General features: G+C 46.5%; 25 protein-coding genes, 9 tRNA genes and 2 rRNA genes. 31 read left to right on the forward strand and 5 right to left on the reverse strand.

What is annotated here, in order from left to right; genetic code table 11:
* The 11 genes from ACFQ3W_RS06785 to ACFQ3W_RS06835 form a co-directional block, all read left to right on the forward strand.
* Positions 1-250 (forward strand): 23S ribosomal RNA (locus ACFQ3W_RS06785); the annotation flags it as partial.
* A 164-nt stretch (positions 251-414) separates the two neighbouring features.
* Positions 415-531, forward strand: a 5S ribosomal RNA gene (gene rrf, locus ACFQ3W_RS06790).
* Positions 532-561: 30 nt separating this feature from the next.
* A tRNA-Ile gene (locus tag ACFQ3W_RS06795) sits at positions 562-634 on the forward strand.
* A 16-nt stretch (positions 635-650) separates the two neighbouring features.
* Positions 651-726: transfer RNA gene (locus ACFQ3W_RS06800), tRNA-Ala, on the forward strand.
* Positions 727-735: 9 nt separating this feature from the next.
* Positions 736-811 (forward strand) — tRNA-Thr (locus ACFQ3W_RS06805).
* A 4-nt stretch (positions 812-815) separates the two neighbouring features.
* Positions 816-888: transfer RNA gene (locus ACFQ3W_RS06810), tRNA-Lys, on the forward strand.
* Between the two features lie 11 nt (positions 889-899).
* Positions 900-983 (forward strand) — tRNA-Leu (locus ACFQ3W_RS06815).
* Between the two features lie 7 nt (positions 984-990).
* A tRNA-Gly gene (locus ACFQ3W_RS06820) sits at positions 991-1,065 on the forward strand.
* Between the two features lie 6 nt (positions 1,066-1,071).
* Positions 1,072-1,148 (forward strand) — tRNA-Arg (locus ACFQ3W_RS06825).
* A gap of 16 nt (positions 1,149-1,164) precedes the next feature.
* Positions 1,165-1,238: transfer RNA gene (locus ACFQ3W_RS06830), tRNA-Pro, on the forward strand.
* An 11-nt stretch (positions 1,239-1,249) separates the two neighbouring features.
* A tRNA-Gly gene (locus tag ACFQ3W_RS06835) sits at positions 1,250-1,320 on the forward strand.
* Between the two features lie 130 nt (positions 1,321-1,450).
* Here ACFQ3W_RS06835 and ACFQ3W_RS06840 read toward each other — a convergent pair.
* Complete coding sequence (locus ACFQ3W_RS06840; protein ID WP_379317984.1) at positions 1,451-3,358, reverse strand: S8 family peptidase; 1,908 nt, start codon at positions 3,356-3,358, stop codon at positions 1,451-1,453.
* A gap of 154 nt (positions 3,359-3,512) precedes the next feature.
* Between ACFQ3W_RS06840 and ACFQ3W_RS06845 the strand changes: the two genes are divergently transcribed.
* The 6 genes from ACFQ3W_RS06845 (at position 3,513) to thiI (ending at position 8,294) form a co-directional block, all read left to right on the forward strand.
* A complete protein-coding gene (locus ACFQ3W_RS06845; protein WP_379317986.1) occupies positions 3,513-4,019 on the forward strand; it encodes a DUF3907 family protein in 507 nt (168 codons plus the stop codon).
* Positions 4,020-4,154: 135 nt separating this feature from the next.
* Complete coding sequence (locus ACFQ3W_RS06850; protein WP_379317988.1) at positions 4,155-4,388, forward strand: DUF1540 domain-containing protein; 234 nt, start codon at positions 4,155-4,157, stop codon at positions 4,386-4,388.
* Between the two features lie 64 nt (positions 4,389-4,452).
* Entirely contained in the window at positions 4,453-4,878 is a 426-nt protein-coding gene (locus ACFQ3W_RS06855) for a hypothetical protein (protein ID WP_379317990.1), read from the forward strand.
* A 185-nt stretch (positions 4,879-5,063) separates the two neighbouring features.
* Positions 5,064-5,795 carry a lytic transglycosylase domain-containing protein gene (locus tag ACFQ3W_RS06860; protein ID WP_379317992.1) on the forward strand — a complete coding sequence of 244 codons (732 nt, stop codon included), beginning with the start codon at positions 5,064-5,066 and terminating at the stop codon, positions 5,793-5,795.
* Between the two features lie 104 nt (positions 5,796-5,899).
* Positions 5,900-7,039, forward strand: a complete 1,140-nt coding sequence (locus ACFQ3W_RS06865) for a cysteine desulfurase family protein (protein WP_379317994.1) — start codon at positions 5,900-5,902, stop codon at positions 7,037-7,039.
* Positions 7,008-8,294 (forward strand): tRNA uracil 4-sulfurtransferase ThiI, encoded by a 1,287-nt coding sequence (gene thiI, locus ACFQ3W_RS06870; protein WP_379318612.1) that lies wholly within the window; start codon positions 7,008-7,010, stop codon positions 8,292-8,294. The genes ACFQ3W_RS06865 and thiI overlap by 32 nt, the downstream gene beginning before the upstream one ends.
* Positions 8,295-8,357: 63 nt before the next feature.
* Here the strand turns inward: thiI and ACFQ3W_RS06875 are convergent, their stop codons facing one another.
* Positions 8,358-9,065, reverse strand: a complete 708-nt coding sequence (locus ACFQ3W_RS06875; protein WP_379317996.1) for a TerC family protein — start codon at positions 9,063-9,065, stop codon at positions 8,358-8,360.
* A 130-nt stretch (positions 9,066-9,195) separates the two neighbouring features.
* Between ACFQ3W_RS06875 and ACFQ3W_RS06880 the strand changes: the two genes are divergently transcribed.
* The 6 genes from ACFQ3W_RS06880 (at position 9,196) to ACFQ3W_RS06905 (ending at position 14,639) form a co-directional block, all read left to right on the forward strand.
* Positions 9,196-9,855 carry a TerC family protein gene (locus ACFQ3W_RS06880; protein ID WP_379317998.1) on the forward strand — a complete coding sequence of 220 codons (660 nt, stop codon included), beginning with the start codon at positions 9,196-9,198 and terminating at the stop codon, positions 9,853-9,855.
* 185 nt (positions 9,856-10,040) lie between these two features.
* A complete protein-coding gene (locus ACFQ3W_RS06885) occupies positions 10,041-10,523 on the forward strand; it encodes a hypothetical protein (RefSeq protein WP_379318000.1) in 483 nt (160 codons plus the stop codon).
* A 194-nt stretch (positions 10,524-10,717) separates the two neighbouring features.
* A complete protein-coding gene (typA, locus tag ACFQ3W_RS06890) occupies positions 10,718-12,559 on the forward strand; it encodes a translational GTPase TypA (protein ID WP_379318002.1) in 1,842 nt (613 codons plus the stop codon).
* 36 nt (positions 12,560-12,595) lie between these two features.
* Entirely contained in the window at positions 12,596-12,904 is a 309-nt protein-coding gene (locus ACFQ3W_RS06895) for a YlaH-like family protein (protein WP_379318004.1), read from the forward strand.
* Positions 12,905-12,992: 88 nt separating this feature from the next.
* Positions 12,993-14,072 carry an LCP family protein gene (locus ACFQ3W_RS06900; protein WP_379318006.1) on the forward strand — a complete coding sequence of 360 codons (1,080 nt, stop codon included), beginning with the start codon at positions 12,993-12,995 and terminating at the stop codon, positions 14,070-14,072.
* 114 nt (positions 14,073-14,186) lie between these two features.
* The gene (locus ACFQ3W_RS06905) at positions 14,187-14,639 is read left to right on the forward strand and encodes a pyridoxamine 5'-phosphate oxidase family protein (protein ID WP_379318008.1); all 453 of its coding nucleotides are present in this window, start codon (positions 14,187-14,189) and stop codon (positions 14,637-14,639) included.
* A 41-nt stretch (positions 14,640-14,680) separates the two neighbouring features.
* On the opposite strand, the gene ACFQ3W_RS06910 is transcribed toward ACFQ3W_RS06905, so the two are convergent.
* Positions 14,681-15,253, reverse strand: a complete 573-nt coding sequence (locus ACFQ3W_RS06910; RefSeq protein ID WP_379318010.1) for a YhcN/YlaJ family sporulation lipoprotein — start codon at positions 15,251-15,253, stop codon at positions 14,681-14,683.
* Positions 15,254-15,388: 135 nt separating this feature from the next.
* On the opposite strand from ACFQ3W_RS06910, the gene ACFQ3W_RS06915 reads away from it, so the two are divergent.
* Both ACFQ3W_RS06915 and ACFQ3W_RS06920 read left to right on the forward strand, forming a co-directional pair.
* Positions 15,389-16,720, forward strand: a complete 1,332-nt coding sequence (locus tag ACFQ3W_RS06915) for a PhoH family protein (protein ID WP_379318012.1) — start codon at positions 15,389-15,391, stop codon at positions 16,718-16,720.
* Between the two features lie 160 nt (positions 16,721-16,880).
* A complete protein-coding gene (locus tag ACFQ3W_RS06920) occupies positions 16,881-18,155 on the forward strand; it encodes a sugar ABC transporter substrate-binding protein (protein ID WP_379318015.1) in 1,275 nt (424 codons plus the stop codon).
* A 22-nt stretch (positions 18,156-18,177) separates the two neighbouring features.
* Here ACFQ3W_RS06920 and ACFQ3W_RS06925 read toward each other — a convergent pair whose 3' ends face one another.
* Positions 18,178-19,260, reverse strand: a complete 1,083-nt coding sequence (locus tag ACFQ3W_RS06925) for a coiled-coil domain-containing protein (RefSeq protein ID WP_379318017.1) — start codon at positions 19,258-19,260, stop codon at positions 18,178-18,180.
* Positions 19,261-19,387: 127 nt separating this feature from the next.
* Positions 19,388-19,624 carry a DUF2626 family protein gene (locus tag ACFQ3W_RS06930; protein WP_379318019.1) on the reverse strand — a complete coding sequence of 79 codons (237 nt, stop codon included), beginning with the start codon at positions 19,622-19,624 and terminating at the stop codon, positions 19,388-19,390.
* A 345-nt stretch (positions 19,625-19,969) separates the two neighbouring features.
* Here ACFQ3W_RS06930 and ACFQ3W_RS06935 point away from each other — a divergent pair, with 345 nt between their 5' ends.
* The 6 genes from ACFQ3W_RS06935 to ACFQ3W_RS06960 all read left to right on the forward strand — a co-directional run bounded on the left by ACFQ3W_RS06935 (position 19,970) and on the right by ACFQ3W_RS06960 (position 26,213).
* The gene (locus ACFQ3W_RS06935) at positions 19,970-20,623 is read left to right on the forward strand and encodes an RsfA family transcriptional regulator (protein ID WP_379318021.1); all 654 of its coding nucleotides are present in this window, start codon (positions 19,970-19,972) and stop codon (positions 20,621-20,623) included.
* Positions 20,624-20,756: 133 nt separating this feature from the next.
* Entirely contained in the window at positions 20,757-21,728 is a 972-nt protein-coding gene (locus tag ACFQ3W_RS06940; protein ID WP_379318023.1) for a ketopantoate reductase family protein, read from the forward strand.
* Between the two features lie 114 nt (positions 21,729-21,842).
* Positions 21,843-22,190: a DUF3397 domain-containing protein gene (locus ACFQ3W_RS06945; RefSeq protein ID WP_379318614.1), complete on the forward strand. Its 348-nt coding sequence runs from the start codon at positions 21,843-21,845 to the stop codon at positions 22,188-22,190.
* Positions 22,191-22,414: 224 nt separating this feature from the next.
* Positions 22,415-24,112, forward strand: a complete 1,698-nt coding sequence (locus ACFQ3W_RS06950; protein WP_379318025.1) for a peptide ABC transporter substrate-binding protein — start codon at positions 22,415-22,417, stop codon at positions 24,110-24,112.
* Positions 24,113-24,315: 203 nt separating this feature from the next.
* Positions 24,316-25,248, forward strand: a complete 933-nt coding sequence (locus ACFQ3W_RS06955; RefSeq protein ID WP_379318027.1) for an ABC transporter permease — start codon at positions 24,316-24,318, stop codon at positions 25,246-25,248.
* 2 nt (positions 25,249-25,250) lie between these two features.
* Positions 25,251-26,213 (forward strand): ABC transporter permease, encoded by a 963-nt coding sequence (locus ACFQ3W_RS06960; RefSeq protein WP_379318030.1) that lies wholly within the window; start codon positions 25,251-25,253, stop codon positions 26,211-26,213.
* Positions 26,214-26,223: the final 10 nt, after the last annotated feature.

Raw genomic sequence — 26,223 nt, forward strand, 5'->3', positions numbered from 1 at the left:
GGAGCTGTCCTTAGTACGAGAGGACCGGGATGGACGCACCGCTGGTGCACCAGTTGTTCCGCCAGGAGCATAGCTGGGTAGCTAAGTGCGGACGGGATAAGCGCTGAAAGCATCTAAGCGTGAAGCCTCCCTCAAGATGAGATTTCCCAATTAGTAAGACCCCTTGAAGACGACGAGGTTGATAGGCCTGAGGTGGAAGTGCAGCAATGTATGGAGCTGACAGGTACTAATCGGTCGAGGGCTTATCCAAAATTACCCCAAAAAGTGAAGCGGAGGCTTCGGAGAGTATTCCTAATACTTTTCGGGGACCCCGGGAACTGAGTAAGGGCTAACACGCAAATTAAGTTTCGTATCCAGTTTTCAAGGATTAACACCTTGAATAAGTATCCGGGAGTAACACGACCGGAGAAAACGTTTGGTGGCGATGGCGGAGGGGTTCCACGCGTACCCATCCCGAACACGACCGTTAAGCCCTCCAGCGCCGATGGTACTTGGACCGAAGGGTCCTGGGAGAGTAGGACGCCGCCAAGCACTTCCCCTTAATGGGGCTATTTTTTATGAGGGCCCTTAGCTCAGTTGGTTAGAGCGCACCCCTGATAAGGGTGAGGTCGGTGGTTCGAGTCCACTAGGCCCATCATAAAATTGAATGTGGGGCCATAGCTCAGCTGGGAGAGCGCCTGCCTTGCAAGCAGGAGGTCAGCGGTTCGATCCCGCTTGGCTCCACCATATTCATATGCCGGTGTAGCTCAACTGGTAGAGCAACTGACTTGTAATCAGTAGGTTGGGGGTTCAAGTCCTCTCGCCGGCACCAGTAAGAGCCATTAGCTCAGTTGGTAGAGCACCTGACTCTTAATCAGGGTGTCGAAGGTTCGAGTCCTTCATGGCTCACTTTGAAATGTGCGCGTGTGGCGGAATTGGCAGACGCACTAGACTTAGGATCTAGCGTCTTTGACGTGGGGGTTCAAGTCCCTCCACGCGCACCATTATTATGCGGACGTGGCTCAGCGGTAGAGCATCGCCTTGCCAAGGCGAGGGTCGCGGGTTCGATTCCCGTCGTCCGCTCCATAATTTGCGCCCTTAGCTCAGCTGGATAGAGCGTTTGACTACGAATCAAAAGGTCAGGAGTTCGAATCTCTTAGGGCGCGCCATTTTTTTCTTCATTATCGGGATGTAGCTCAGCTTGGTAGAGCACCTGGTTTGGGACCAGGGGGTCGCATGTTCGAATCGTGTCATCCCGATTATGTTTTTTGCGGGTGTAGTTCAATGGTAGAACTCCAGCCTTCCAAGCTGGTAGCGTGGGTTCGATTCCCATCACCCGCTTATCGTATGAAAAAAAGATGGGGGAATATCCCATAATAAAAAACACGGCAGTCCAGGATTTTTTTTGTCCTAGACTGCCGTGTTTTTTTATTGTCCGCTGTTTAGCGTAGTTATGTCAATTTCAATTAAGTCACTTACTACGCTCAAGGACATGGTCCATTTTTCGTTGGATCGACTGCGGCCAGAACTGTAGAGGCGCTCCGCCGCTTCCGGCGGCCTGAAGGGCTGTATATACATCGATTTGTCCAAATCCAAAATATTTATCACGTCCGGCATCACCAAGATCGATGACGTTATTTCGGATAATGTCCATCACTTCGGTGTTTTTAAGCTCGGGATTGACCGACCTTATCAACGCAGCCAGCGCTGCCACATGCGGGCTAGCCATGGAGGTGCCAGACAATGCGGCGTATTGATTGCCCGGATACGTACTCGCAATGCTTTCCCCCGGTGCCATAACATCGATATAATCCCCGTAATTCGAGAATGAAGCTTTTTGCATATTATAGTCCGTTGCTGAAACGGATAGCACTTCAGGATAGGCCGCTGGGTAGCCAGGGCGCTCTGTATTGTCATTTCCGGTGGCAGCGATTAAGACGACGTCCCGATCGTAAGCATATTTGATCGCTTCGTGCAGGAACTGGGAGTCCGCATAATTTCCCAGACTCATATTGATGACTTTAGCTCCATGGTCGGCCGCCCAAATAATTCCTTGGGCTACAGAATAGGTTGTCCCAGATCCGGATTTATCCAGTGCTTTAACTGGCAGTATTTTGCCGCCCCACATCATTCCGGCTATCCCTTCATTGTTGTTGACGTTAGCGGAGATGATACCGGCTACATGTGTGCCGTGGCCAACGTCATCCAGAGGCTGCTTTTTCGGGTTAATGACGTTATACCCCTTTAACAGTCGCCCTTTTAAATCGGGATGTTTCAGGTCAACACCTGTGTCCACTACCGCGACGACTACCTCATTACTTCCTTTGGAGAGCTGCCAACCCCGGTTTGTTTCGATGATCGGCAGGTTCCATTGATATTCGGAAAATAATAGGTCATTTGGAACATCAGGCGATCCAGAATCAAAGTAACCATTACCTTCATCATTAAAATACCCTGTATTTTCGTTGGTGAGGTACAGGTAATGCGGCTCAATATATTTAGGGTTCCATTTGCGCTGGAAATAGATTTTTAGCTTCTTCATGTCCATTTTTGCCCCACTGAAAATGTACGTGTGGTTGATGCGGCGCGCCGGGCGACTGCCGATATCCTCCTGCATCTGCTTTAGCTCTTGAGCGGTCGGTGTTCGCTGAAACGTTACCACGATTTCATTTTCATAATAATGACTTGCGTTCTCGTTATCGTGGCCTGTTTTAACCGTAATGTCGCGAAGCGTATCGGCATGAACGGATTCTACCCTGTACTTGCCTTCCTTAGGATAAGGGATAAGCCGTAAATTTTTGTCTTGATGCGCCTGGACTTGACCAAGAATGCTCACGTCCATAATGGCGATAACGCCTTGTTTTCCAGATTTTGCCGGCTCCGCCGTTATAAAATATTTCGGCTGCTTCTCGGGAAAGGCAGGGGATTCATAGGACTTAGTCTGCTTAATCGCCTTACGGGCAAAGCTCAGGTAGGAATCCATCTGTTTCTTTACAGTATGATCGGGATGAAAATCCGCCCGACGAAATTGCTTTTCTTTCCCGCTTGCCGCATCAAACCACAAAATGGCTTGAAACTGCTTATGGTCCTTTTGAAGCTCCCGGACAGTGGCAGGTAAGCTTTTACGTGGGTTTTGCATCAATGAGGCTGCAAGGGTACGGACATGACCTTTGGCATCCAGTCGATTGAGTCGTTCGGTCGCCGACATGTCGCGTTGGAGAATTTTTTGTTTAATCTGTTGTTCCTGAGCCGGCTTAGGGACGGCCAGCTTGGATACCCGCTCCCGGGGGGACGTGTCTGAGGGCGGAAACAACAGGGATATCGCTGCAATGGCTGCAGCACCAGAAAGTCCAATTGCGGCCCATCTACGCCATTTCATTGGGTAAACCTCCTTTATGCTTAAAACTTATGTGTATAGCGTGAGGTGTTGTCCTTGTTTTTATTCTTAAGGGATACCGTATTTGAACAAATTGTGATACGATAATTTCGTTAATGACAAAACAGATCATTACAGGTGAAGGAGAATTGTTCGCATGCCACAAGCCAATAACATCAGGCAGCTGTGTGAAACAACTAGGGAAAAGCTGAAGAGCGCGGCCAGCAGAATCGAGTCGTTTTTGAATTACTATTCATTGCCACAGCTTATGGAAGGACATGATGAAGATTTAACCTTGTTCTACCAAGGATTTTTGTCTGACCTGCGGCATTTGCTTGTTTACTCCGAAGGATGCTACGAGAAGCTTGGTGTGATTTTACGCCGTGGTACCTTCGAGGAGGAGTCGGCTGAGAAAGTGTTGTACCATGTATACCATGATTGTGTTAATAATTTCTTCTATCCCAAAAATGAGAGTTATTCCGAAGATGGAAGGTATGCCTATACGGGACAGGACGCCATTCGGTTCCGCAAGAAACCGACCAGAGATGCCCGTGACGTTGTACTGGATGTGACCCGTCTGTTCGAGGAGCTTCGCGACGATTTAAGCTATTACGAGAGTGATTATCTAACTCAGCTACGCTTGAACAAGGCGAGCGCCAAATAACTTGATTAAACGATTATTATAACGATGCCGATCTTTTCGATCAGGCATCTTTTTTTGTTTATTTACACTTTTTTCTACTTTACGGCTGAATAGTGCGTCTGGGGAAAGGGGAAAATGAAATCCGAGGTGATCATAATGCCAAACAAGGAAAAGCCCTTGGTAAAATGTAGTGTATCCAACTGTTCCTATTGGGGAGCACAAAACGTATGTAATGCCGATGTCATCATGATCGATATCGATCAGCACGCAACCCGTCAATACAATGCCGAATTTGCTGGGGAGACATTTGATTCCGAGCATCAGGATTCGGCTGCAACGTCTTCGGTTACTTGCTGCCACACCTTTAAGCCGAAGGCCAAATCGTCTTAACTGACACCCGGAGGTCACGGGGAATTGACACCCGGAAAATGAATTTCATTTCGGAGGTGCTATCATGACTGATTCCAAAAAAGACATCCCTGACTCTTCAACAACTGAGGAACAGAAACGTGCAGATTATCCCCGAAAAGCTCATCGGGAGGAATATGCAGCTGAAGTGACACCGGCAGGTACTTTTAGTGGGAATGTGATTCGTGAAGAACGTAAGCCTAGCTCACCGGGTGAGAAAAGGGAAATGTCCGGAGTTGATCGTACCGATACCAGTACGAGAATGGCCACGGGAGGACGAACGGTAGGTTATGTAGGGGTCGGTTTGGGAATTGCATCGTTGTTTATGTGGTCTATTTTTTTAGGACCGCTCGCTGCGGTATTGGGATTTTATGCGTATAGTCAAGGTAACAAAACTTCTGGAGCTTGGGCCATTGGACTTGGAGTTGTTTCCACGCTCAGTTATTTTGTTCTCATGCCTTTTACCCGTTAATTTCCCAAGCTTGAATGGTAAAATGCCAAAACTCAAATAACCCCACCGCAGGCTAACGTCAGAATATGAGGACGTTAGCCTGTTTTAATTTCGACACCTTTATACAAAAAGTGGTGGTTATTGCCGATATTTATGTGTAGAATATAATTATCAGTTTTGACTTTATAAGAGGAGAAGTTTTAAGCATGCAAATTGACCCGCGTACAATGTCGCAGTACATACAACTCCAGACGATGAATGGAATGAATCTTGATGGCACTTCGGTGCAAGGATCATCTAGCGATACGAATGGATCATTATTCGATATTTTACTGCAGGAGATGCTGCTGTCCGAGCAAGGGAAAACTTCATCCGATTTAGGTTCTCGGTTGACAGGAAGCTTATCTGCCGGTTCGGATTTATCCGGATCACTGGACAGTATGCTGTTGCAGACATTGCAAGACGTACCGAAGATATCTACTGCTGCTGAAGTTAAAAATCCGGAAGTCGCTGCCGGGACAACTGGTGGGTTGGAGTCGCTCATTTCTAAAGCGAGTCAGGCTTATAGCGTTCCAACAAGCTTGATAAAGGCCGTAATTGATACGGAATCCTCGTTTAACCCACAAGCGGTGTCTTCCGCAGGGGCGAAAGGCTTAATGCAGTTGATGGACGGAACGGCGCGTGGACTGGGCTTAAGCGACGCGTTTGATCCTGCGCAAAATATCGATGGGGGGACGCGTTATTTGTCCTACCAGCTTAAACGTTATGGCGGCGAGCTCAAGACCGCGCTAGCGGCTTACAATGCCGGGCCGGGAAGATTGCAGAAGCTCGGCATCAGCAATGACCAGGAATTAATGGACAAACTGCATCTACTCCCGCAGGAGACGCAGAAGTACATCGGCAAAATTTTAACCGCACTTTCGAAATACGAAGCTTGAAATAGATCACAAATTTAAGAGCAAAAAAGGAAAAACGCTCCGAAATTCGCTTTCGGTTTTCCGCGTTTTTTCTTTTTGGTCTTTTTTAAGGTAAGGTGAAGGCAATGCTATATTTTGATCACGCGGCTACGACGCCTCCGTATGAGGAAGTGACCCAAACCGTAGCTGAAGTTATGGGCAGACATTATGGCAATCCTTCGTCTCTGCATCAACTAGGGGAAACTAGCGGAAAGCTGCTAAGCAAAGCCCGGGAGGTTTGCGCGGCGGCGCTGCAGGTTAAACCCAGAGAAATTATTTTTACGGCAGGGGCAACGGAAAGCAATAACACGGCGATAAAAGGAGCTGCTGTGCAATATATCAGCCGCGGTAAGCACCTCATTACGACGCAAACGGAGCATCCGTCCGTTTTCGAGAGCTGCAAGCAGCTTGAGGAGCTTGGCTGGGAGGTAACGTACCTTCCTGTAGATGAGGACGGCAAAGTTTCCGCACAGCAAGTATTGGCGGCCGTTCGTCAGGAGACGGTGCTCGTATCGATCATGCACGTCAACAATGAGACGGGGACGATTCAACCGGTATCTGAAATCGGGCAGGCGTTGAAGGAACAGGCACCACGTGTACTGTTTCATGTTGACGGGGTTCAAGGGTTCGGAAAGGTTCCGCTGTCGATTAAGGAGAGCGGCATTGACTTATATAGCCTATCCGCGCATAAAATAAGAGGGCCAAAAGGCGTTGGACTACTCTTCGTCCGTGAGGGGCTTAAACTCGCTCCGCTGCTGGCTGGAGGAGGCCAGGAGGGAGGCTTGCGTTCCGGAACTGAGAACGTTCCTTACATCGTGGCATTTGCCAAAGCTCTTCGGATGGCAAGAGAAGGTTTAGACGCTCGGCGAACGAAGTTTTCCGGCCTTAGAGAAAGACTTATTCGGGGAATTATAGCGATACCCGAGCTTAGTATAAATTCGCCTGTGGATGGGGCACCACATATCGTACAGTTTTCGTATCCAGGCATGAAAGCAGAGGCCTTCCTTCATATCCTCGAGGAGAAAGGGTTCTTCGTTTCAACCCGTTCAGCATGTTCTTCCAAACGAAGTGAGCCGAGCCGTGTGTTGCTGGCGATGGGAAAGAGCCGAGATGAAGCAAGCTCCGGCATACGTATCAGTCTTGGTGAGGAGCATACGGATAAAGATATTGACGCTTTGCTTAATGCCTTGGACGATGCTGTTCGGCGTTTGCAAAGATTACGATAGGAGAGACAGCCGAGTGAGAGATTATGACCTGTTAATACTTCGCTTTGGGGAAATTATGATGAAAGGACGTAACCGATCTAAGTTTGAGAAAGTCGTTTATAAGCATGTTCAAACGCTTCTTAAGCCGTATCCCCGAACGGAAATTCAAAAGGAGTTCGGCCGGATTTACCTCATCCTTAACGGAGAACCGATGGATGATATTATTGTCGAAATGAAAAAAGTGTTTGGTGTAACCTCTATTTGTCCAGTGAAAGTGGCTCCATCAAAACTGGAGGATATCGTTTCAACCGCCGTTTCTTTTATGAAGGCGGAACCTGCGCCTGATGGGACCACTTTTAAGGTGAGTGCTCGCCGGGTTTGGAAAGAGTTCCCGCACTCCTCTCAGGATATGAACCGGCTCGTAGGTGGACCGATACTTGGCACCTGCCCGCAGTTGAAAGTTGATGTTCACCATCCAGAGATTGAACTGAGAGTAGAAATACGGGAGCATGGGACATATCTGTTCTCCGAAATTATTCCTGGTGCAGGAGGTTTCCCTTTAGGCTCCAACGGTAAAGCCATGCTGCTGTTATCCGGCGGTATCGATAGTCCCGTAGCCGGCTGGTCGGCACTACGTCGTGGACTTGAAATCGAATGCGTGCATTTTCACAGTTATCCGTTTACGAGTAAAAAAGCTGAAGAGAAGGTTATTGATCTTGCTGCCGTGCTGTCAAGGTATGCTGGAGAGATCAAGCTTCACCTCGTTCCTTTCACAGAGATTCAAACATCTTTGGTACAAACGGGACAGGAGAACCTTGTCATTACTCTTATGCGAAGATCAATGCTGCGAATCGCCACCAAGCTGGCGGAACAGAGTGGAGCGCTTGCCTTGGTAACGGGGGATAGCTTGGGTCAAGTAGCGAGTCAAACCTTGTCAAGCATGAATGTCATCGGCCGGGTGACGGACTTGCCGCTACTTCGCCCGTTAGTTATGAGCGATAAGATAGATATCATTTCATTAGCGCAGCGGATCGGCACTTACGACTTATCTATACTGCCATATGAGGATTGCTGCACTCTGTTTGTGCCCAAGTCGCCTTCAACCAATCCGAATCTCCGCATCGTCGAACGAATCGAGCAGTCGCTTCCGGATTTGGAGGAGCAGATTGAGCGGGCTGTAAATGGGACGGAAACTGTCCTCATCAGACCGGGGCAACCTATTGTTCGAAGCGCCTCTGATACGTCCGAGGATGTCATACAGGATAAATGGTTTTAACAGTAGCTTGGCGATAGACGATTACAAATTAAAAAATCCGTCAGGATTCTCCTGACGGATTTTTTAATGCGTAGCCGGATGTGTATGGCCTTTGTCTTCTTCGGTTTGCATTTGGCGTTTCTTTTTCAAGAAACCTGCAAGAACTACTCCGATAATAACAACGGAAATTAGCAGGTAGCGCAGTACAGGATTGTCCTCGAAGAAAGGAAGAAAATGCGGTTCTTCGGTGATCATGTTACCTGCGGTATAAGCCAAGACGGCCGAGCCGATATAAGCGATCCACGGAAACTTGTCCAGCAGCTTTATAAATAGGGTGCTTCCCCAGACAACAATCGGTACGCTGATAAGCAGGCCTATTACGACCAAGATGATATGCTGTTGGGCTGCGCCTGCTACCGCGATGACATTGTCAAGGCCCATCGCTGCATCAGCTATGATTATCGTCCGTACGGCGGGCCAAAGCTTGTCCTTGGCTTCGACCGAATCGTGGTTTCCGTCATCAGCCAACACCTTATACGCGATGAAGATTAACAGTAAGCCGCCTACGGCAAGCAACCATGGAATCCCAAGGAGCCAAACGACAACGACAGTAGCCAGGATCCGAAGGGTCACGGCACCTGCTGTACCATATATGATCGCTTTCTTTTGCACCGAGTGGGGGAGTTTTCTTGCCGCCATTCCGATTACGATTGCATTGTCTCCCGCTAAAATTAAATCAATAAATACAATATTGATCAAGGCGAGAAAAAATGTTGCACTAAATAATTCCACGTATGTCACTTCCTCTTCGGATGTATATACGTATTTATTGATCAAAAGGATTCATTTGTCCAGTGTATTTTTTCAAAAAAGGCATAGCTTGGCTAATCCGCTCATACAAGTTGTATGGGAGGGATCGAAGGTGGAGCAGCTATTTCTATTAACGGAGATATTGATCATAAATTTAGTTCTTAGTGGCGATAACGCCGTAGTCATCGCAATGGCCAGTAAAAATTTGCCGTTAAAGCAGCGAAAGCGAGCGGTTTGGTGGGGAGCGATGGGGGCAGTCGTTCTTCGCTGTGTGCTAACCTGGGTAGCCGTTATCTTGCTGCAAATTCCGTTTATTCATGCAGCTGGAGGCCTTCTTCTTGCTGCAATTGCCTTGAAGCTACTATTGCCGCAGGAGGAACATACCCGTGTCTCTGGCGCAGGCTCCATGTGGAAGGCGGTTCAAACAATTCTGGCGGCTGATTTTATCATGAGCTTGGACAATGTACTCGCTATCGCCGCTTTGGCGAAGGGAGATTTATCTATCCTTGTCATCGGGATCGCCATCAGCATACCGATCGTCGTATGGGGAAGTAATTTAATCGCTGATTGGCTGCAACGATTGCCGATTTTAACCTATGCAGGAGCAGGCATTTTAGGGTTTACCGCGGGAGATATGGTGCTGCAGGATCCTCAGTTTGGCCCACTGCTGGTAGCTGCTGCTCCGAGGCTATCGGAGATGATTCCTGTTTTTATAGCCGGATTAATTATGCTGTTCGGCTGGTATAAAAAATCGAGAGTCAAGCGAAATTAATTTTCAGAATAGTGTTTTAAATGGCTGCGGTTAAAAAATCATCTTCACCTTGAAGGAGAAGAGTGGTTTTTTGACCGTTTTTCATTTAAACTGGAAGTGAGAAGGAAATGTCGCTTTTTGGTGCGACTTGTCCTTCATTGTCTTCTGGAAGGTGTGTGATGGATATGTCCGAAAATAATAAAATAATGACAGGTGTATTAATCCTCGCCGCCGGTGTCATCATTTTACTAGGAAAATTAGGGGTTTTCAGCTTCCTAGGAAAGACGCTATGGCCGCTAATACTGCTGATTCCGGGCATTGTGCTGCATCTTTGGCATTTTTGGAGAAAGGGACCTTCGGAGCTGCTCATTCCCGGCGGAATTCTCGTCGTATACAGCATCGTGTTCTTTGCCGGAATCATTGGAGGATGGAGCACCCTCAAATATACGTGGCCGTTGTTCTTCCTTGGAATTGCTGTCGGTTTGTTTGAGTTCTATTTGTTCTCACCCCAGCCTCAGCGAGGAATATTAATTTCTTCGCTTATTGTTGGAGCGGTCTCAGTTCTGTTTCTGAGCTTCACCTTGTTCTCCTTACAGATCGTATACGTTCTTGCGGCTCTGCTGATTATTGGGGGAGTCTGGTTAATCGCCTCCAAAGGGACTCGAGGGAATAGAAGGGGATTATGGTGACGGCTGGGAAGTTCTTGAATTATTCAATATTTAGCGTATAATATAAGGGATATGTCAAGCGTCGGCATTAAAGTCCGACGCTTTGTTTTGTGGCTAACCGCATTGCGCTTCGTTTTTAGGCATGCTTAAATAACCGCCTGAGGCGCAATCTTTTATAAAACATTAAAGAGACGAAAGGATATGGAGATAAACTTATGCATGAAAGAAGTCACATCCGTAATATCGCGATTATTGCCCACGTTGACCATGGGAAGACGACACTAGTTGATAAGCTGTTGCAGCAATCGGGTATTTTTCGGAAAAATGAAGCTGTTCAAGAACGCGCTATGGATTCAAACGATTTGGAACGTGAACGTGGTATTACGATCTTGGCCAAAAATACGGCCATTACGTACAAGGATTACTTAATTAACATTGTCGATACACCAGGGCACGCCGACTTTGGCGGCGAAGTGGAACGGATTATGAAAATGGTTGACGGCGTACTGCTCGTTGTTGATGCCTATGAAGGTTGCATGCCGCAGACCAAGTTCGTTTTACGTAAAGCGCTTGAGCATGATTTGGTTCCGATTGTTGTCGTTAATAAAATCGACCGACCTGCAGCTCGTCCTGCGGAAGTTATCGATGAGGTGCTTGATCTGTTTATCGAGCTCGAAGCAAGTGATGAGCAATTGGAATTCCCGGTTGTTTATGCTTCCGCGCTTGAAGGAACATCGAGCTTGGACCCGGAAAAACAAGATCACAACATGCTGGCTTTGTATGAAACGATCATTGATCACATTCCGGCACCTACAGAAAAAGTGGATGAGCCACTCCAATTTCTCGTTACACTGATGGACTATAACGAATATTTGGGTCGGATCGCTATCGGTCGTGTCAACCGTGGAATTATTCGTGAAGGGCAGGCTATTACTGTCATGACACGTGACGGAGGAAAAAAATCCGCGCGTATCGAGAAATTGTTTGGCTTTCAAGGCTTGCGTCGTATAGAAATTCCTGAAGCTGGTGCAGGGGACATTGTCGCTGTTTCCGGGATTAAGGATATCAATATCGGGGAAACCCTCGCCGATCCGAACCAGCCTGAAGCACTGCCTGTCTTGAAAATTGACGAGCCTACCCTGCAAATGACGTTCCTCGTGAACAACAGTCCTTTTGCTGGCCGCGAAGGTAAATGGGTAACCTCTCGTAAACTCCGTGAACGGTTGTTCAAGGAACTGGAGACAGACGTGTCGCTTCGTGTTGAAGAAACAGACAGCCCGGATGCATTTATCGTTTCCGGTCGCGGTGAGCTCCATTTGGGGATTTTGATCGAAAACATGCGCCGTGAAGGATATGAGATGCAAGTTTCCAAACCGGAGGTTATCGTTAAGGAAATTGACGGCGTGAAGATGGAGCCGCTTGAACGTCTGATGATCGATGTTCCCGAGGAGAGTATGGGGGCAGTCATGGAGAGCCTTGGTTCCCGAAAAGCTGAAATGGTCAACATGGTGAATACCGGGAATGGTCAAGTGCGTCTGGAGTTTCTCATCCCGGCTCGTGGCTTGATTGGTTACCGTACGAATTTCTTGACCTTAACGCGTGGATATGGCGTCATGAACCATGCCTTTGACAGCTACGGTCCTTTGATCGGCGGTCAAGTAGGCGGACGTCACGAGGGAGTTTTGGTATCCAGTGAAAACGGGATGTCGACGCTGTACGGTATTCTTTCGATCGAAGATCGTGGGATTTTGTTCGTTGAGCCAGGAACTGAGATTTACGAAGGCATGATCGTCGGGGAACATACACGTGATAACGATATTGTCGTAAACATTTGTAAAGAAAAGCAGCTTACCAACGTTCGTTCTGCAACGAAGGACGAAACCGTTAAGATGAAAACGCCACTGCTCTTTTCTCTGGAGCAGGCGCTTGAATACTTGAATGACGATGAGTATTGCGAAATTACACCAAAATCGGTTCGCATGCGTAAGAAAATCTTGAACAAGAGCGAACGCGAGCGGGCTGAGAAGCATCGTAAAATGTCCGAAGCCAATTTATAATGTAGCTATTCATTGACAATTGAAGGAGGGTCCGCCTTGCAGGCTTGGTTTGCAGAGCATCCTGTCATTGCCTATCTGATGATTTTTGTGCTGATTGTATTTGTGTACAACAAAGTATTTCGTGCACAGCAGAAGCTTTCTTTGATTAAAGAGATCATCCTGTATCTTCTGATGGCGAGCGGTTCTTTCCTTCTGCTCATTTTTCAAATTGACAAACTACCGATCATTCAGTGCTTGCTTGTCGCTGTCATTTTGATGCTGATGGTGCGGATCCGCTATTTTGTGGAAGGCCGTCAACGAAAAAAAAATGAATCTTCACCGGCTTCGGGGGACAAAGCAGTATGAAGGGTCTCCCTTTCCGGTAACCTTTTTGCTTCGCCAAACGTCATTATAAATACGACTTAATTTTTGACAGAAATAAGGTGCTTGTTTCATGAGTTCTCAACGCAGCGGCTTGCCGCCCCGCGGGCAAATTCCAACACGTTCTTCAAAAGGTCCATCGAAAAAGGGTAAGAAGTCAAGCGGCTTCAAGAAGTTTTTGAAAGTGATGCTGACGCTCATCATCATTGCGGTGATTGGAGTCGGTTTATACGGAGGCTATTTGCTTTACACTGCGGATAAAGTGATCGATGCGACGGGTACATCTGGGGATGTCCCTGCTGAAAAATCTGCCAAAGTCAAACCGCTCACGATGCTTCTGCTCGGTACGGATTATCGTCCGGAGACCGGCACTCATCTAAGTGATGTCATTATGGTGATCTCGATGAACCCGGAAACGAAATCTGCAACGGTGGTTTCCTTGCCTCGTGATACCAAGCTCGATATGGACGGCTATAAAACGAACAAAATCAATGCATTCTATCCAAATTTTTTAGCCGCCGAGAAAAAAACCGGCACCTCTGCCAAGCAAGAAATGAAGACGATGATGAGCAAGTTTTTTGATCTTCAGATTGACTATGTTACTGTGGTCAACTTTCAAGGCTTCCGGGATGTTGTGAACGCTTTGGGTGGGGTTGACGTCAATGTGGACGCGAATATGTGCTACCGCGACAGAGCTGACGGGACCGATATTAATCTCAAAGCAGGGGCTCAGCATCTAAAAGGAGAGGAAGCCCTTGGTTACGTTCGTTATCGGAAATCGAACTGTCGCCCGAGAACGAAGGGTTCTGATGACTTCAGCCGTAATAAACGGCAAAACGAAGTGCTGCATGCCCTGATTGATCAAGCGAAATCGCTTGACGGGGTTATGGGAGCGGGAAAAGTGATCGAATCTGTCGGCAAGAACATGGAGACGGATCTGGAATCACAGCAAATGAAAAATATCATCTCGGCATATTGGAACATCTCCAAAGAAAATGTTGCTTTTATGCCGGTAACCGGAACCTGGAGAAGCCCGTACGTCTATTTGAATGACGATGAACTGGATAAGGCGAAGCAGGCCTTAAAGGATGAAATTGCGGGCATTAAGCCTGCTGCAGCACAGGCAGAAACCGAAGGAGCCACAGGCCGCTGACGATTGAATGCAAGTTTTCTGAGATGGTATAATACAATTAAGTTACAGGGTTGCTAAAGTGTCTTGAGGTTCAGTCCCGAAAAGGGATATGAATGTACAGGAGGGCTGGGTTCTATGTCTGAGTTCGTTTCCCAATTATCCGATTCGCTTTATGCTGTTTTCCAGTCCGAAACGTTCGTATTGCTGAATACGGTCGATCAGGAATCCGGAGGTCCTACGTCCAGTGCGATATCCTGGGTTTATGCCGTTGATCATTCAACGCTTAGGCTAGCCTTGGATCATCGGTCAAGGCTCGTAGACAATATTAAAGCCAATCCTAGAGTTACGGTCACGGTGTTTGGACAGGATACGATTTATGCCATCAACGGCAGCGCGACTGTCACGCAGGACCCTTTGGCTGAAGTTCCATTTAAGATGTGCTGTTTCGATGTGCATATCGACGCGGTTCGAAATGCTTTGTTCTATGGGGCACAGCTCGTAGCCGCGCCGGAATACGCCAAAATTTATGACAAGCGTGCTGCTGACAAATTGGATAGTCAAGTTTTTGCCGCAATGAAAAAAGCCTAGCGATAATTCGCTGGGCTTTTTTCGATGATTGGGACAAACTTTTAGCGGTTCTGCTGCTGATTACCTTTTCCTGGGGCCATTTGCATCCGGTTACCGCTATCGTGTTGACGCGTATCATTAGGCATTTGCGGGACGATACGCCCAATAATATCTCCGAGTTCGGTTGCTAATCCGGAAACGGGGTGACCCTCACGTATTTTTTTGCCTATTTCAGTAATCCTTTGATTGATGTCCATATCCGCCGTAACGATAGCACCGGCTCCGTGAGGATCCTTGCGAAGCGCTTCGGCCACTGTATATTTGATGCTTCCGACACGTGCTCTTTCCAGCTTGCTGTCGACATCGATACCGACGACGGCAGTATTACCCATAACGACACAATGGGCGCCCTTGACACCTGGGACTTTCATAACAAGTTTCTCTAAATAAATCTGCTTATCACGATCCGTCAAAATTCCAGCGCTGTTCCCATTCCCATACATGTTGTAGTCAGTGCTTTGCGTTCTAGGAACATTCTCCGTTTGATTCTGTGGAGAGGGTGATGCCTGTCTAGAAGCAGTTCCACAACTGGTGAGCAGGAATGCCGTTAATAACAAACACAGCCATATTCGCATGTTGGATCCGCCCTTTCGAAAAATAATCATATGCTAGCGTAACCACTGACCATGATGCTTGTTAGATTTCCCTGGGCGGAAAAAAATATGTATGAATAAGAGAAGGCTGCAATGACCGCGTTGGAGGGGATAATTGTGAAGAAAATATTTGTACTGGATACCAATGTGCTGCTGCATGATCCCAATGCAATATTTGCCTTTGATGAGCATGATGTGGTCATTCCGGCCGTTGTGCTGGAGGAAATAGATACGAAGAAACGCAATGCAGATGAGCTCGGCCGCAATGCTCGGGGCGTATCACGTCTGCTTGATGGTCTCCGGGAGACGGGGCATCTTCATGACGGTGTACCGCTGGAAGGCGGTGGGCGAGTGAAAGTGGAACTGAATCACCGAAGCTTTATCAAGGTACAAGAAATGTTCGGTGAAGTGACGAATGATAATCGTATTTTAGCAGTGGCGCTTAATTATCATCTCGAACAGAAGGAGTTGTCTTCACCTCGTCCGGTTGTTTTGGTCAGCAAGGACGTGCTGGTCAGAATCAAAGCGGATGTACTCGGATTAACCGCTCAAGATTACCTCTCCGATCGGACGGTAGGACCGAGTGATATGTACAGCGGGTACTCGACGATTAAGGTGCATCCTTCAGTAATTGATGAGTTTTACACCTACCGCTTTTTACCTGTTAAGCCGCTAGGTTTGAACTATAGCTTATATCCTAATGAGTTTGTGATTCTGAAAGACGAGATGGGCACAGGGAAATCCGCTTTGTTAAAATTGAACGAAGATGCCACTAGGTTGGAACCTCTTTATTTAAGTAATGAACCCGTTTGGGGAATCAGCGCCAGAAATGCTCAGCAACGGATGGCGCTGGAACTGTTGCTGAATGATGATATTCCGCTGGTCACAATTACCGGTAAAGCAGGAACGGGGAAAACGTTGCTGGCTTTAGCAGCTGGACTGCTAAAAGTAGAGGATGAGCATAAATACAAGAAACTGGTCATTGCACGTCCTGTTGTTCCTATGGGAAAAGACATCGGGTTCCTGCCAGGGGAAAAGGATGAGAAGCTTCGTCCTTGGATGCAGCCGATATACGACAATTTAGAGTTTTTGTTTGATACCAAAAAATCCGGGGACATTGATAAAATCCTGATGGGGCTGGGCAGTATCCAGGTTGAAGCACTAACTTACATCCGTGGCCGCTCCATCCCCGGCCAATTCATCATTGTGGATGAAGCTCAGAATCTGACGCGACATGAAGTTAAGACAATTGTATCGCGTGTTGGTGAAGGCAGTAAAATTATTCTTATGGGTGATCCGGAGCAAATTGACCATCCTTACCTCGATTTTTCCAGCAATGGATTGACGGGTCTGGTTGAACGGTTCAGAGACCAAGGAATTAGCGGACATATTACGCTAGAGAAAGGGGAACGTTCTAAGCTCGCCCAATTAGCCGCCGATTTGTTGTAAGTACGTTTTGATCTAGATAAATCTATTGATGACAAAAAGCCGGATGACCTTCATCCGGCTTTACCTAATTTTTTGCGGGACAATACAAAGGACAATTTGCTACAATAGGGTGTAGCGAGTAGTTATCTTGCGGTTTAACTTGTGGAGAGGAAGAACAGGTGTGAAGCGAAAAAATCACTGGGTGCTATTTGCCATCCTATTACTCGCTTTAATCAATCTGTCACCGAGTGAGGAAACGGCGCAGGTCCTCTCGGACAATGACGGTGACGTGCAGCCAATGACTCCCCCGCAGCGGGTGACTTTACAAGAAAAGGGGCATATTCAAGTAGCGGTTCAGATGGACGAGTCCGATTTTCTTTATCTTCAAAAAATGAATCAGCAGTTTATGGAGGATCATCTGATTCAGGTGGAGTTGGTCAACATACCACCAGAGAAGAGATATGCGACCTATCAGAAGGAGCAGCTTAAGCTGGGGAATTCGCCAGATGTGTTGCTGCTCGACAATGGTTGGATTCGCCGGTTTGCGGCCGACGGGTATTTGCTTCCTACGGAAAGCTATTTTTCAGGCTCTCTTTCGGGTGAAGTGTTAAGCGCTTCCTTAACTCCGAACGAATGGAACGGATACGTTTGGGGAGTTCCTATGGATACAGATCCATATGTGTATGTATATAATCCTACTTTGCTTAAGCAGTACGGTATAGAGCATCCTCCAGATTCGGCGGAAGCATGGGGGACACTGTTTGCACTCTATCATAAACAACCATTTGCCCAACATTTGCTTGCGTTAAACTTTGATGATCCTAATGCGGTGATGACGTTGCTATGGCAAATGGGAGGCGGTCTAAAACCGGGTGAACAAGATGGCTCATTATTCGCTATGACCGGGGAACTACAAAACTCGCTTCAGCGTTTGGAGCAAATTCGTCCCATTCTTTGGAACGCACGGCTCGCTTCGACGGCTGCCGAAGACCTCTGGAATCAGTTCTATAACGGGGATGTAGCATTTATTTTAACGAAAGCTTCGGAGGCGAAGAAACACCAATTCCCGCGGGCTTCTATCTCGTTTCCAAAATTAAAACAAGACCGGATGACGACTTGGATTGGCGGACGAAGTTATGTCGTGTCTTCTCAAACGCAAAATCCTGAAGCAGCCGGTCTATGGATATCGGCCATGACTTCGCAGCAGAACCAGCTGCGCTGGTATGAGTTTACTGGAAATCTTCCCGTCATAAAGACGATTTATTATGACCCGGATATGAGTGATCTACCTAAATGGGTTCCAGCATCATTACCCGCAGGGTCGGGAATTTCTATGCCTGCTGAAGCCTCGCTTCCTAGAAAAATGGAGAAATTCAGCAAGCTGTCGGAAAGCTTTTTAAACGGATCTATGACCCTCAAACAGTTCAAAGAATCGCTTGGCAGCATCGGGAAATAACAATTTACCTTAGCAATAGAAGTTAGAAGGATAATTTCAATTTGACCGTAAGGGTTCCCTGCGCGATGTCTACCTCAGTAGCTTCGACGAAGGGGACTATTTTTTTAGGATAAAATCCAAGGTCAAAATCCTCCTCCAATTCCTTTCGCGTGGTGTCAGGAAGCTCAAAACCGTTAATGAACAAACGGTCGACGTGGAAAGTAATGGAGTTCTCCGGTTCATTCTCAACGGTGTAATGACCCTCAACCTCCAGTCTCAGCCCTTCTCTGCTGCCGTGGACGATAATCTTGTCCTGCCCGAACTCGAACGAAACGTCCTGAAGCCGCTCATTTTTGTCGCGAAGAAAGGCGTTAATATCTTCCTCACGAACTTCAAGGCGATAGCCCCCTTTCTCCGATACGAGGCTGTCTTTATGGTCATCTAGAAAATCGGAGAAGTCCGACATGGCCGTTGATAGCGCACGGAAATACCGCCTAACCTCATAAAGCCCGATATTTTCCCAATACTTCGTTAATTCTTCGATCATGGCCATAAGTTTTTCTGGATCGGTACTGTGCCCTAGCGTCGTATCGACCTGCTCCTGCAGAGCGGCGACACGATTTCGCTGAAGCTGTAAATTTGTCTTAATTTGAGTTAATTCAGCGGACACGGACTCTAGCTTGGTTTTGGTCTTTTTCAAATCTGCATATTCAGTTTTATAGTTGTTCAAGACCGTACGGTCACGATCCATGATCAGCTCATAATAGTCGAGAACGGAGATAAAATCTCTCAGGCTTCCGACAGATAGCAGCGCAGCAAGCAAATCTTCACGCTCTCCCATATAGTAAGCACGTAGCCTCGCACCAGCTTGCTCTCTAATATCTTTGATTTGCTCATTTTTTCCCTCAAGCTGCTCACTAAGCTCACTAATGGAACGTTCTGTTTCATTTTGCTGGGATTCGATTCGCGCTATCTCTCTGTCGATTTCATGGATTGACAAGCTCTGTTCAAGAACGTGCTGCTCATCAGCTGTGAGAGGAGCTGTATATGCTTGGATCGATTGGGGGTATGAGTAAGCGGCTGTCAGGAACAACAGCAGGCATAAGAGCATGATGATTTTTCTCAATAGCAATCCTCTCCCGCAAGTAGTTGTACTATATATATGATAACAGGTTTGAAAATAACCTGGCATATGAAAAAAGGCGGTCCGGCTTACAGCCGAATCGCCTTTTGAACGTGCATCGTTATGTGGATTAAAGTGGCAGACCCATTATGAAGACTGTCCAATAGCTGAAGCCGGTAAAGGCTACGATCATATACCCCCAGAACAGCAGGATGTAGGTTTTCTCCGTAAATTTCAGATACCCGAAAATAACGAAAAAGGCGGTTTGCAGGAAAAATAACAGAGCCATCTCCGTCATATCGCCGGCAAAGGCCATAAGCCCAATGGCAAGGGTAAAAAAACCAAGGACGCGGAACATCCGTGCCACGAATAAATCCCCCTTTCATATGTATCGACAAACATCCCATATTACTTCCTCATTATACCTGCTAGCCCCAAAAGTGTAAATGAAAAGTCAACAAATATTGGATATTTAGCCCGTAATATGTGATTTATTTAATGGCAACAAGATATCCGATATTGATTTCTACCGTTTCAGAAATTCATGTATGGGGAGAGGTAATTTTGGAAATACATTTTAGTATCAAATAGATTCTATGAACTCTATGAGAGGCATAGAAATGGAGTAAGATGCAATTTACCCATATATCGCCGGAGACCGTCCGGTAGGAAGTCGGTTAGAATTAGATGCTCGTTAGGAGGTTTTTTTAGCATGACAGCAGTGAGACAAGATGCATGGAGCGCGGAGGACGATTTGATTTTGGCCGAAGTTACACTCCGCCATATACGTGAAGGCAGTACCCAACTGACCGCTTTCGAGGAAGTAGGAGAACGGATTGGAAGAACGGCGGCCGCATGCGGGTTCCGCTGGAATAGCTGTGTACGTAAAAAATATGAGGCGGCCATTAGTATTGCCAAAGCGCAAAGACAGAAACGTAATTATATGAAAAAGCAAACTCCGTTATCGGTTAATTCCGCAATGGCCTCATTAACTTCCGTCGAGATGGATGACAGTCTCTATAGAAGTGAAAGTGTAACGGAAGAGACGATTTCCATCGATGCCGTGATTCGCTTTTTACGTGGATGGAAAAACACGGTACAGGACACAAACAGACAGATGAAATCACTGGAGAAGGAGCTGCGTGAGAAGGATGAGGAAATCGCCGTCCTTCGCGAAGAAAATGAACGGCTCTCGGCCCAAGTTAACGAAGTTCAAACCGACTACAGGGTAGTCAATGACGACTATAAGGCGTTGATTCAAATTATGGATCGGGCGCGGCGTCTCGCTTTTCTCAATGAAGAGGAAGAAGAAAGCAAATCGAGATTCAAGATGGATGCGAACGGAAATCTAGAGCGAATCGAATAGAAGAGGGAAAACACAAGGATCTCGCCGATAAAGCGGGATTTTTGTGTTTTAGGGGGAGGGTTTGGTATAAAGGTAGTAGGAAAAGATGGAAGAGCGTTAATTGATAACAATCGGGAAAGGAAGAGTTATTATAATGAAGATTGATATCGTTGGGGCAGGGGCGCTGGGGCTGTTGTTTGGTGCTAAGCTAGCTGACTCCGGGGAACAGGTGCGGTTTTGGACAAGAACGGCTGAGCAGGCTGCGCTTCTTAAAATGGAGGGGATTGAACTTATAGAACCAGAGGTTGGAGCTCGAATTATTGATGGAGCCCGGTTCGATGTGATGAGCTTGTATGGACATCATGAAGCACTCGGATTAAGTAGCCCTGACTTTTTATTAATTACGACAAAGCAAAGACATATAGACGAAAAACTGCTGAACGGGATTCGCAGCATCTCTGGGGACAATACAGTGGCCGTCTGCTTCCAAAATGGTATTGGTCATCTCGAAAATATTCAGCAGGCTCTTATGAGCCAGCCAATTTATGCGGCGATTACGACTGAAGGAGCAAAGCGGCTAAGCGGCAGAAGTGTTAGCAGGTCAGGTCAGGGGGAGACTCGGATAGGCATTAGTCTAAGATTAGGCAATCGGCAGACAGAACCACAGATTTTGGGTGCTGAAAAGCATGACGAATGCGGAGAAAGTTTCGTAAAACGGCTTGAGACAGCAGGATTCCCGGCCTTTTTGTCGAAAGACATCGATAGAGAAATCTTCAGAAAGCTGCTAATTAACGCGGTGATTAATCCGTTAACGGCACTCTGGCGAGTTCCGAATGGTCAATTGCTTGCTACTGAAGAACGAAGAGCATTACTAAGACAGCTGACTGAGGAAGGCGAACTCATTTACCGGACGAATGGGATCTCTTTTGATTCAAATATGCTTGAACAGATAATAGCTACATGCAAATCTACGGCAACCAATACATCCTCTATGCTGAAAGATGTACTTCATGGTGATCCTACCGAAATCGATTACATTAATGGACGTCTGGTCCAGATGGCTAAAGACTCGAATGTCTATGTGCCCGGGCTGGAGTTTATATGGAAGCTGGTACGGAATATATAACCTAACATACATATAAAATTATAGTTACTTACTTTTCAAGTAAGGTTTTCTCTAATCAATTTAGGAGGTGAGGCTTTGGGTACTGTATTCACTACTCCTGTAATCGTATTTTCCATGCTGCCGGTCCTACCGTTTATGCTCGTGTACGTGATTCACCGTTCGATCAAGCATGATAAAAAGGCCGCGATCATGATAGCGATGGACGTTACGACACTATTCCTTATATTGTCAGTCTCGGCTCTGTTTAACAATGTGTCTGGTTCTAATTTTGGCTTTTATTTAATCTTGCTGGTCTTATTAATCTCCGGAGGCTTGATTGGAGGAGCCCAGAATCGCATGAAAGGAAAAGTGGATGTAAAAAGGTTGCTGCGTGCGGTTTGGCGTCTGGCGTTTGCTGGAACGGGGTTAGCTTATATCTTGCTGTTCTTGATCAGCTTTATTACATACATCTCAGCTGCATAAATTTACAATGGTATAAATGGGAAATAACGAATAAATTCATGACATACGAAGTTAATTGTTAAGAAAAATAGTTGTCAATATCATATAACGGTCTATTTTGTTAAAAGATTTCGCCCTTTTCATCAATTCTGGGGCGAAATCTTTAAATTTATGTTGGATTTTTTTGACCGCTGGTTGTATAATCTAAAAACATATACCACAAAATTTTAAGGGGGATTTGCTAGATGAAGAAGAGTAAAAGCTTATTGCTGCTCTTGACGCTCGTTCTTGCTGTCGGCACTTTGCTGTCGGCCTGCGGATCTGGTGACTCGAACAAAGGCGCTTCCAATGGAGGCAACAGCGCTACTTCCAACGGTGGAAACAGCGGCAGTGAGAAACTGGCTGCAGACCAAACGCTGAGAATTAACCTGAGTGCAGAACCGCCTACTTTTGACCCTGCACAAGCGAAAGACAGCCAAGCCAATACGGTTCTAAAAACGATGTATGAAGGCCTTACTCGTATTGATGAATCAGGTCAACCTGTAGCGGCAGCTGCTGAAAAATGGGAAGTTGATGGTACAAAATATACGTTCCATCTTCGTAAAGATGCAAAATGGAGCAACGGCGACCCGGTAACGGCGAAAGACTTCGTCTTTGCTTGGGAACGGGTGCTAAGCCCCAACACAAAACCTGCTGCACCTTATGCTTACCAATTGTGGTATTTGAAAAACGGTAAAGAATATAATGATGGAAAAATTAAGGATTTCAGCCAAGTTGGTGTAAAAGCAAAAGATGATTACACCCTGGAAATTGAATTAGCAACTCCAACGCCTTATTTCTTGGGCCTGACTTCCTTCTATACGCTATATCCGGTTCACCAATCGGTTAAGGACGATCCAAAATGGGCTGTAGATCAAAGCAAAATGATCGTGAACGGACCATTTACTTTGACCAACTGGGTCAAAGGTCAATCCATTGAAGTATCGAAGAACGAAAACTACTGGGATAAAGCAAACATCAAGCTGAGCAAAATTACGATGTCCCTTGTTAACAGTAGTGCTACTGAGTTGACAAGTTACAAAAACGGCGAATTGGATCGCGCAGGTGCGCCAAACGGCGAAATTCCTACCGACCAAATTCCAATTTTGAAACAAGAATTGAAAGACGAGCTGCAAATTAAAGGTATCGCAAGTACTTACTACTATGAATTTAACGTAACGGCTAAACCTTTCGACAACCTCAACATCCGCAGAGCGTTTGCGATGGCTGTTGATCGTAAAGCCCTCGTTGACAACGTAACGCTTGGTGGACAAATTCCTGCCTTCGGTTATGTACCGCCAGGTATTATGGGGGCAAAAGAGGAGTTCCGTACGGAACATAAAGACGACTACTTCCAAGAGAATGTAGAAGAAGCTAAGAAACTGCTTGAAAAAGGTATGCAAGAAGAAGGCTACACGAAACTTCCTGAAATCACTTTGATTTACAACTCCAGTGAAGCTCACAAGAAAGTGGCTCTAGCTGTAGCTGATATGTGGAAGAAAAATCTTGGTGTTGACGTGAAGACGGAAAACCAAGAATGGGGCGTATTTATCGAAAATCGTCAAAACCTGAACTATCAAATTGCACGCGCTGGCTGGACAGCTGACTACAACGACCCGATGACTTTCATGGATATGTGGCTATCTGGCGGCGGAAATAACGATAATGGCTTCAAAAACCCAGAATATGACAAGCTGATTAACGAAACCAAAACACTTACGGATAACGCTAAACGTAACGAAAACTTCGTTAAAGCCGAACAAATTCTGATCAAGGACAATCAAGCCCTGATGCCGCTCTATTACTATACTAACGTAGCAGCTGAAAAACCATACCTGAAGGGCGTAGTGCTTGACTTCAGTGGTGCGATCGACTATACTCGCGCATATCTTCTTGAGCACTAAGATCAGGAACTGAGCAAGTTAGAACGAAGCATATACTAACTTCGGGATATATATGTGGGCATTCCATATATATCCCGTTTTTTTTGTGCGTACTTTTCTTCCAGGCATTTCGTCGATTTGCAAATATATAGAATAGACAAAGCGTTCCTTTTCACCTAAAATCGATATATGTCGAAATTATAAAAGAGGAGGTGTTAACGGGCATGGTGCGTTATATAGCCAATAAGTTTTTTTATATGTTGGTTTCGCTATTTATTTTGATTTCGGCCACCTTCTTTCTGATGAAAGCCATTCCAGGCGATCCATTTACAGCGGAGAAAAAGGTGCCGCCGGAAATTCTAGCGCGTCTGTATGAACAATATGGACTTGATAAGCCCGTTTATCAGCAGTATTTCAAATATTTAGGTGATGTGGTCCAAGGTGATTTTGGAATATCTATGAAGATGATCAACCAGGATGTATCCAAAATTATCGGACAAACATTCTCGGCTTCCTTGAAGCTGGGCGCGGTTGCAATCGTTGTAGCTGTTGTGGTAGGGGTTCTGCTCGGAATGTTGGCAGCGCTGTATCATCGAAAATTGATTGATAATGTGGCGATGGTGTTAGCGGTGCTGGGCATTGCAGTACCAAGCTTTGTTGTGGCATCACTGCTGCAGTTTGTCTTCTCTTCGAAGCTTCATTGGTTTCCAACGATGGGCTTTAACGGACCGATTTATTATGTTCTACCTGTGGTGGCCTTGACCGCGCAGCCAATCGCGTTTATTGCTCGCCTGACTCGTTCGAGCATGCTTGAGGTGCTGCATGCCGATTATATCAAAACGGCTAAAGCTAAAGGTCTGGGCTGGATCGCGATCCTGTTCCGCCACGTTATACGTAACGGGATTATGCCAGTCGTTACTTACTTAGGTCCGATGACAGCCAACATCGTTACCGGTTCGGTCGTCATCGAGCAAATTTTCGGGATTGGCGGTATCGGTAAACAATTTGTTCAGGCGATCGGTGTCCGCGATTACCCGGTTATTATGGGGATTACCATTTTCTACGGTGTCCTGCTCATGGTAGCTCGCTTTATCACGGATATCGCTTACGTATTTGTAGATCCTCGCATTAAACTTAACAAAGGGAAGGAGGGGTAAGAATGGATACGAAAACGGTGAATAATTTAGCGGCTAATGTCGAATTGACTCCTGACGATTTTCGCAAAATCGGAACCGATGAGAAGGGAGCGGAAGTAATCTCCCGTGAAAGTATTTCAGCTTGGCGCGATGCTTGGCAGCGGCTTCGCAGTAATAAAATGGCGATGACGGCTCTTGTCGTCCTTGCATTAATTACGATTGCTGCGCTCGTGTGTCCGTGGATCGCTTGGAAGGTTTCCGGCTACAACTACTATTCCAACGATCTGCTCGCCACAAACAAAGCACCATCCGCTCAGCACTGGTTCGGTACGGATGACCTAGGACGAGACATGTTTGTTCGTACTTGGAGGGGAGCCCAAATCTCACTTGTTGTAGGTTTGGCTGCAGCTTGTATTGACCTGTTGATCGGTGTAATTTATGGCGGCATCATGGGGTACTTTGGAGGCCGCGTTGATGAAATCATGAATAAGTTTTCCGAAATCCTGTACTCCATTCCTTACCTGCTGGTTACTATTTTGCTGTTGGTTGTTATGGAGCCAAGCCTTGGAACGATTATCTTGGCCTTGACGATCACAGGATGGATTAATATGTCATGGATTGTGCGCGGTGAAATTATGCAGCTGAAGAATCGCGAGTTCGTTCTGGCTTCCCGTTCGATGGGTGCCGGCTCCGGACGTTTGCTGTTCCGCCATCTGCTTCCGAATGCGGTAGGCCCGATTATCGTAACCGTAACGTTGTCTGTGCCTAATGCTATTTTTGCGGAAGCATTCCTGAGCTTCCTTGGACTTGGCGTACAGGCGCCAGTTGCTTCGCTCGGTTCGATGATCAACGATGCCTTGACCGGCTGGTTGTATTATCCTTGGCGTATGCTGTTCCCAGCGGTTCTGATCAGTTTGACAATGCTCTCATTTAATATTTTTGGCGACGGTCTGCGCGATGCGCTGGATCCTAAATTGAAGAAATAGGAGGTGGAAT

It is taken from the genome of Paenibacillus puldeungensis, assembly GCF_042678945.1.
Lineage (GTDB): Bacteria > Bacillota > Bacilli > Paenibacillales > Paenibacillaceae > Fontibacillus > Fontibacillus puldeungensis.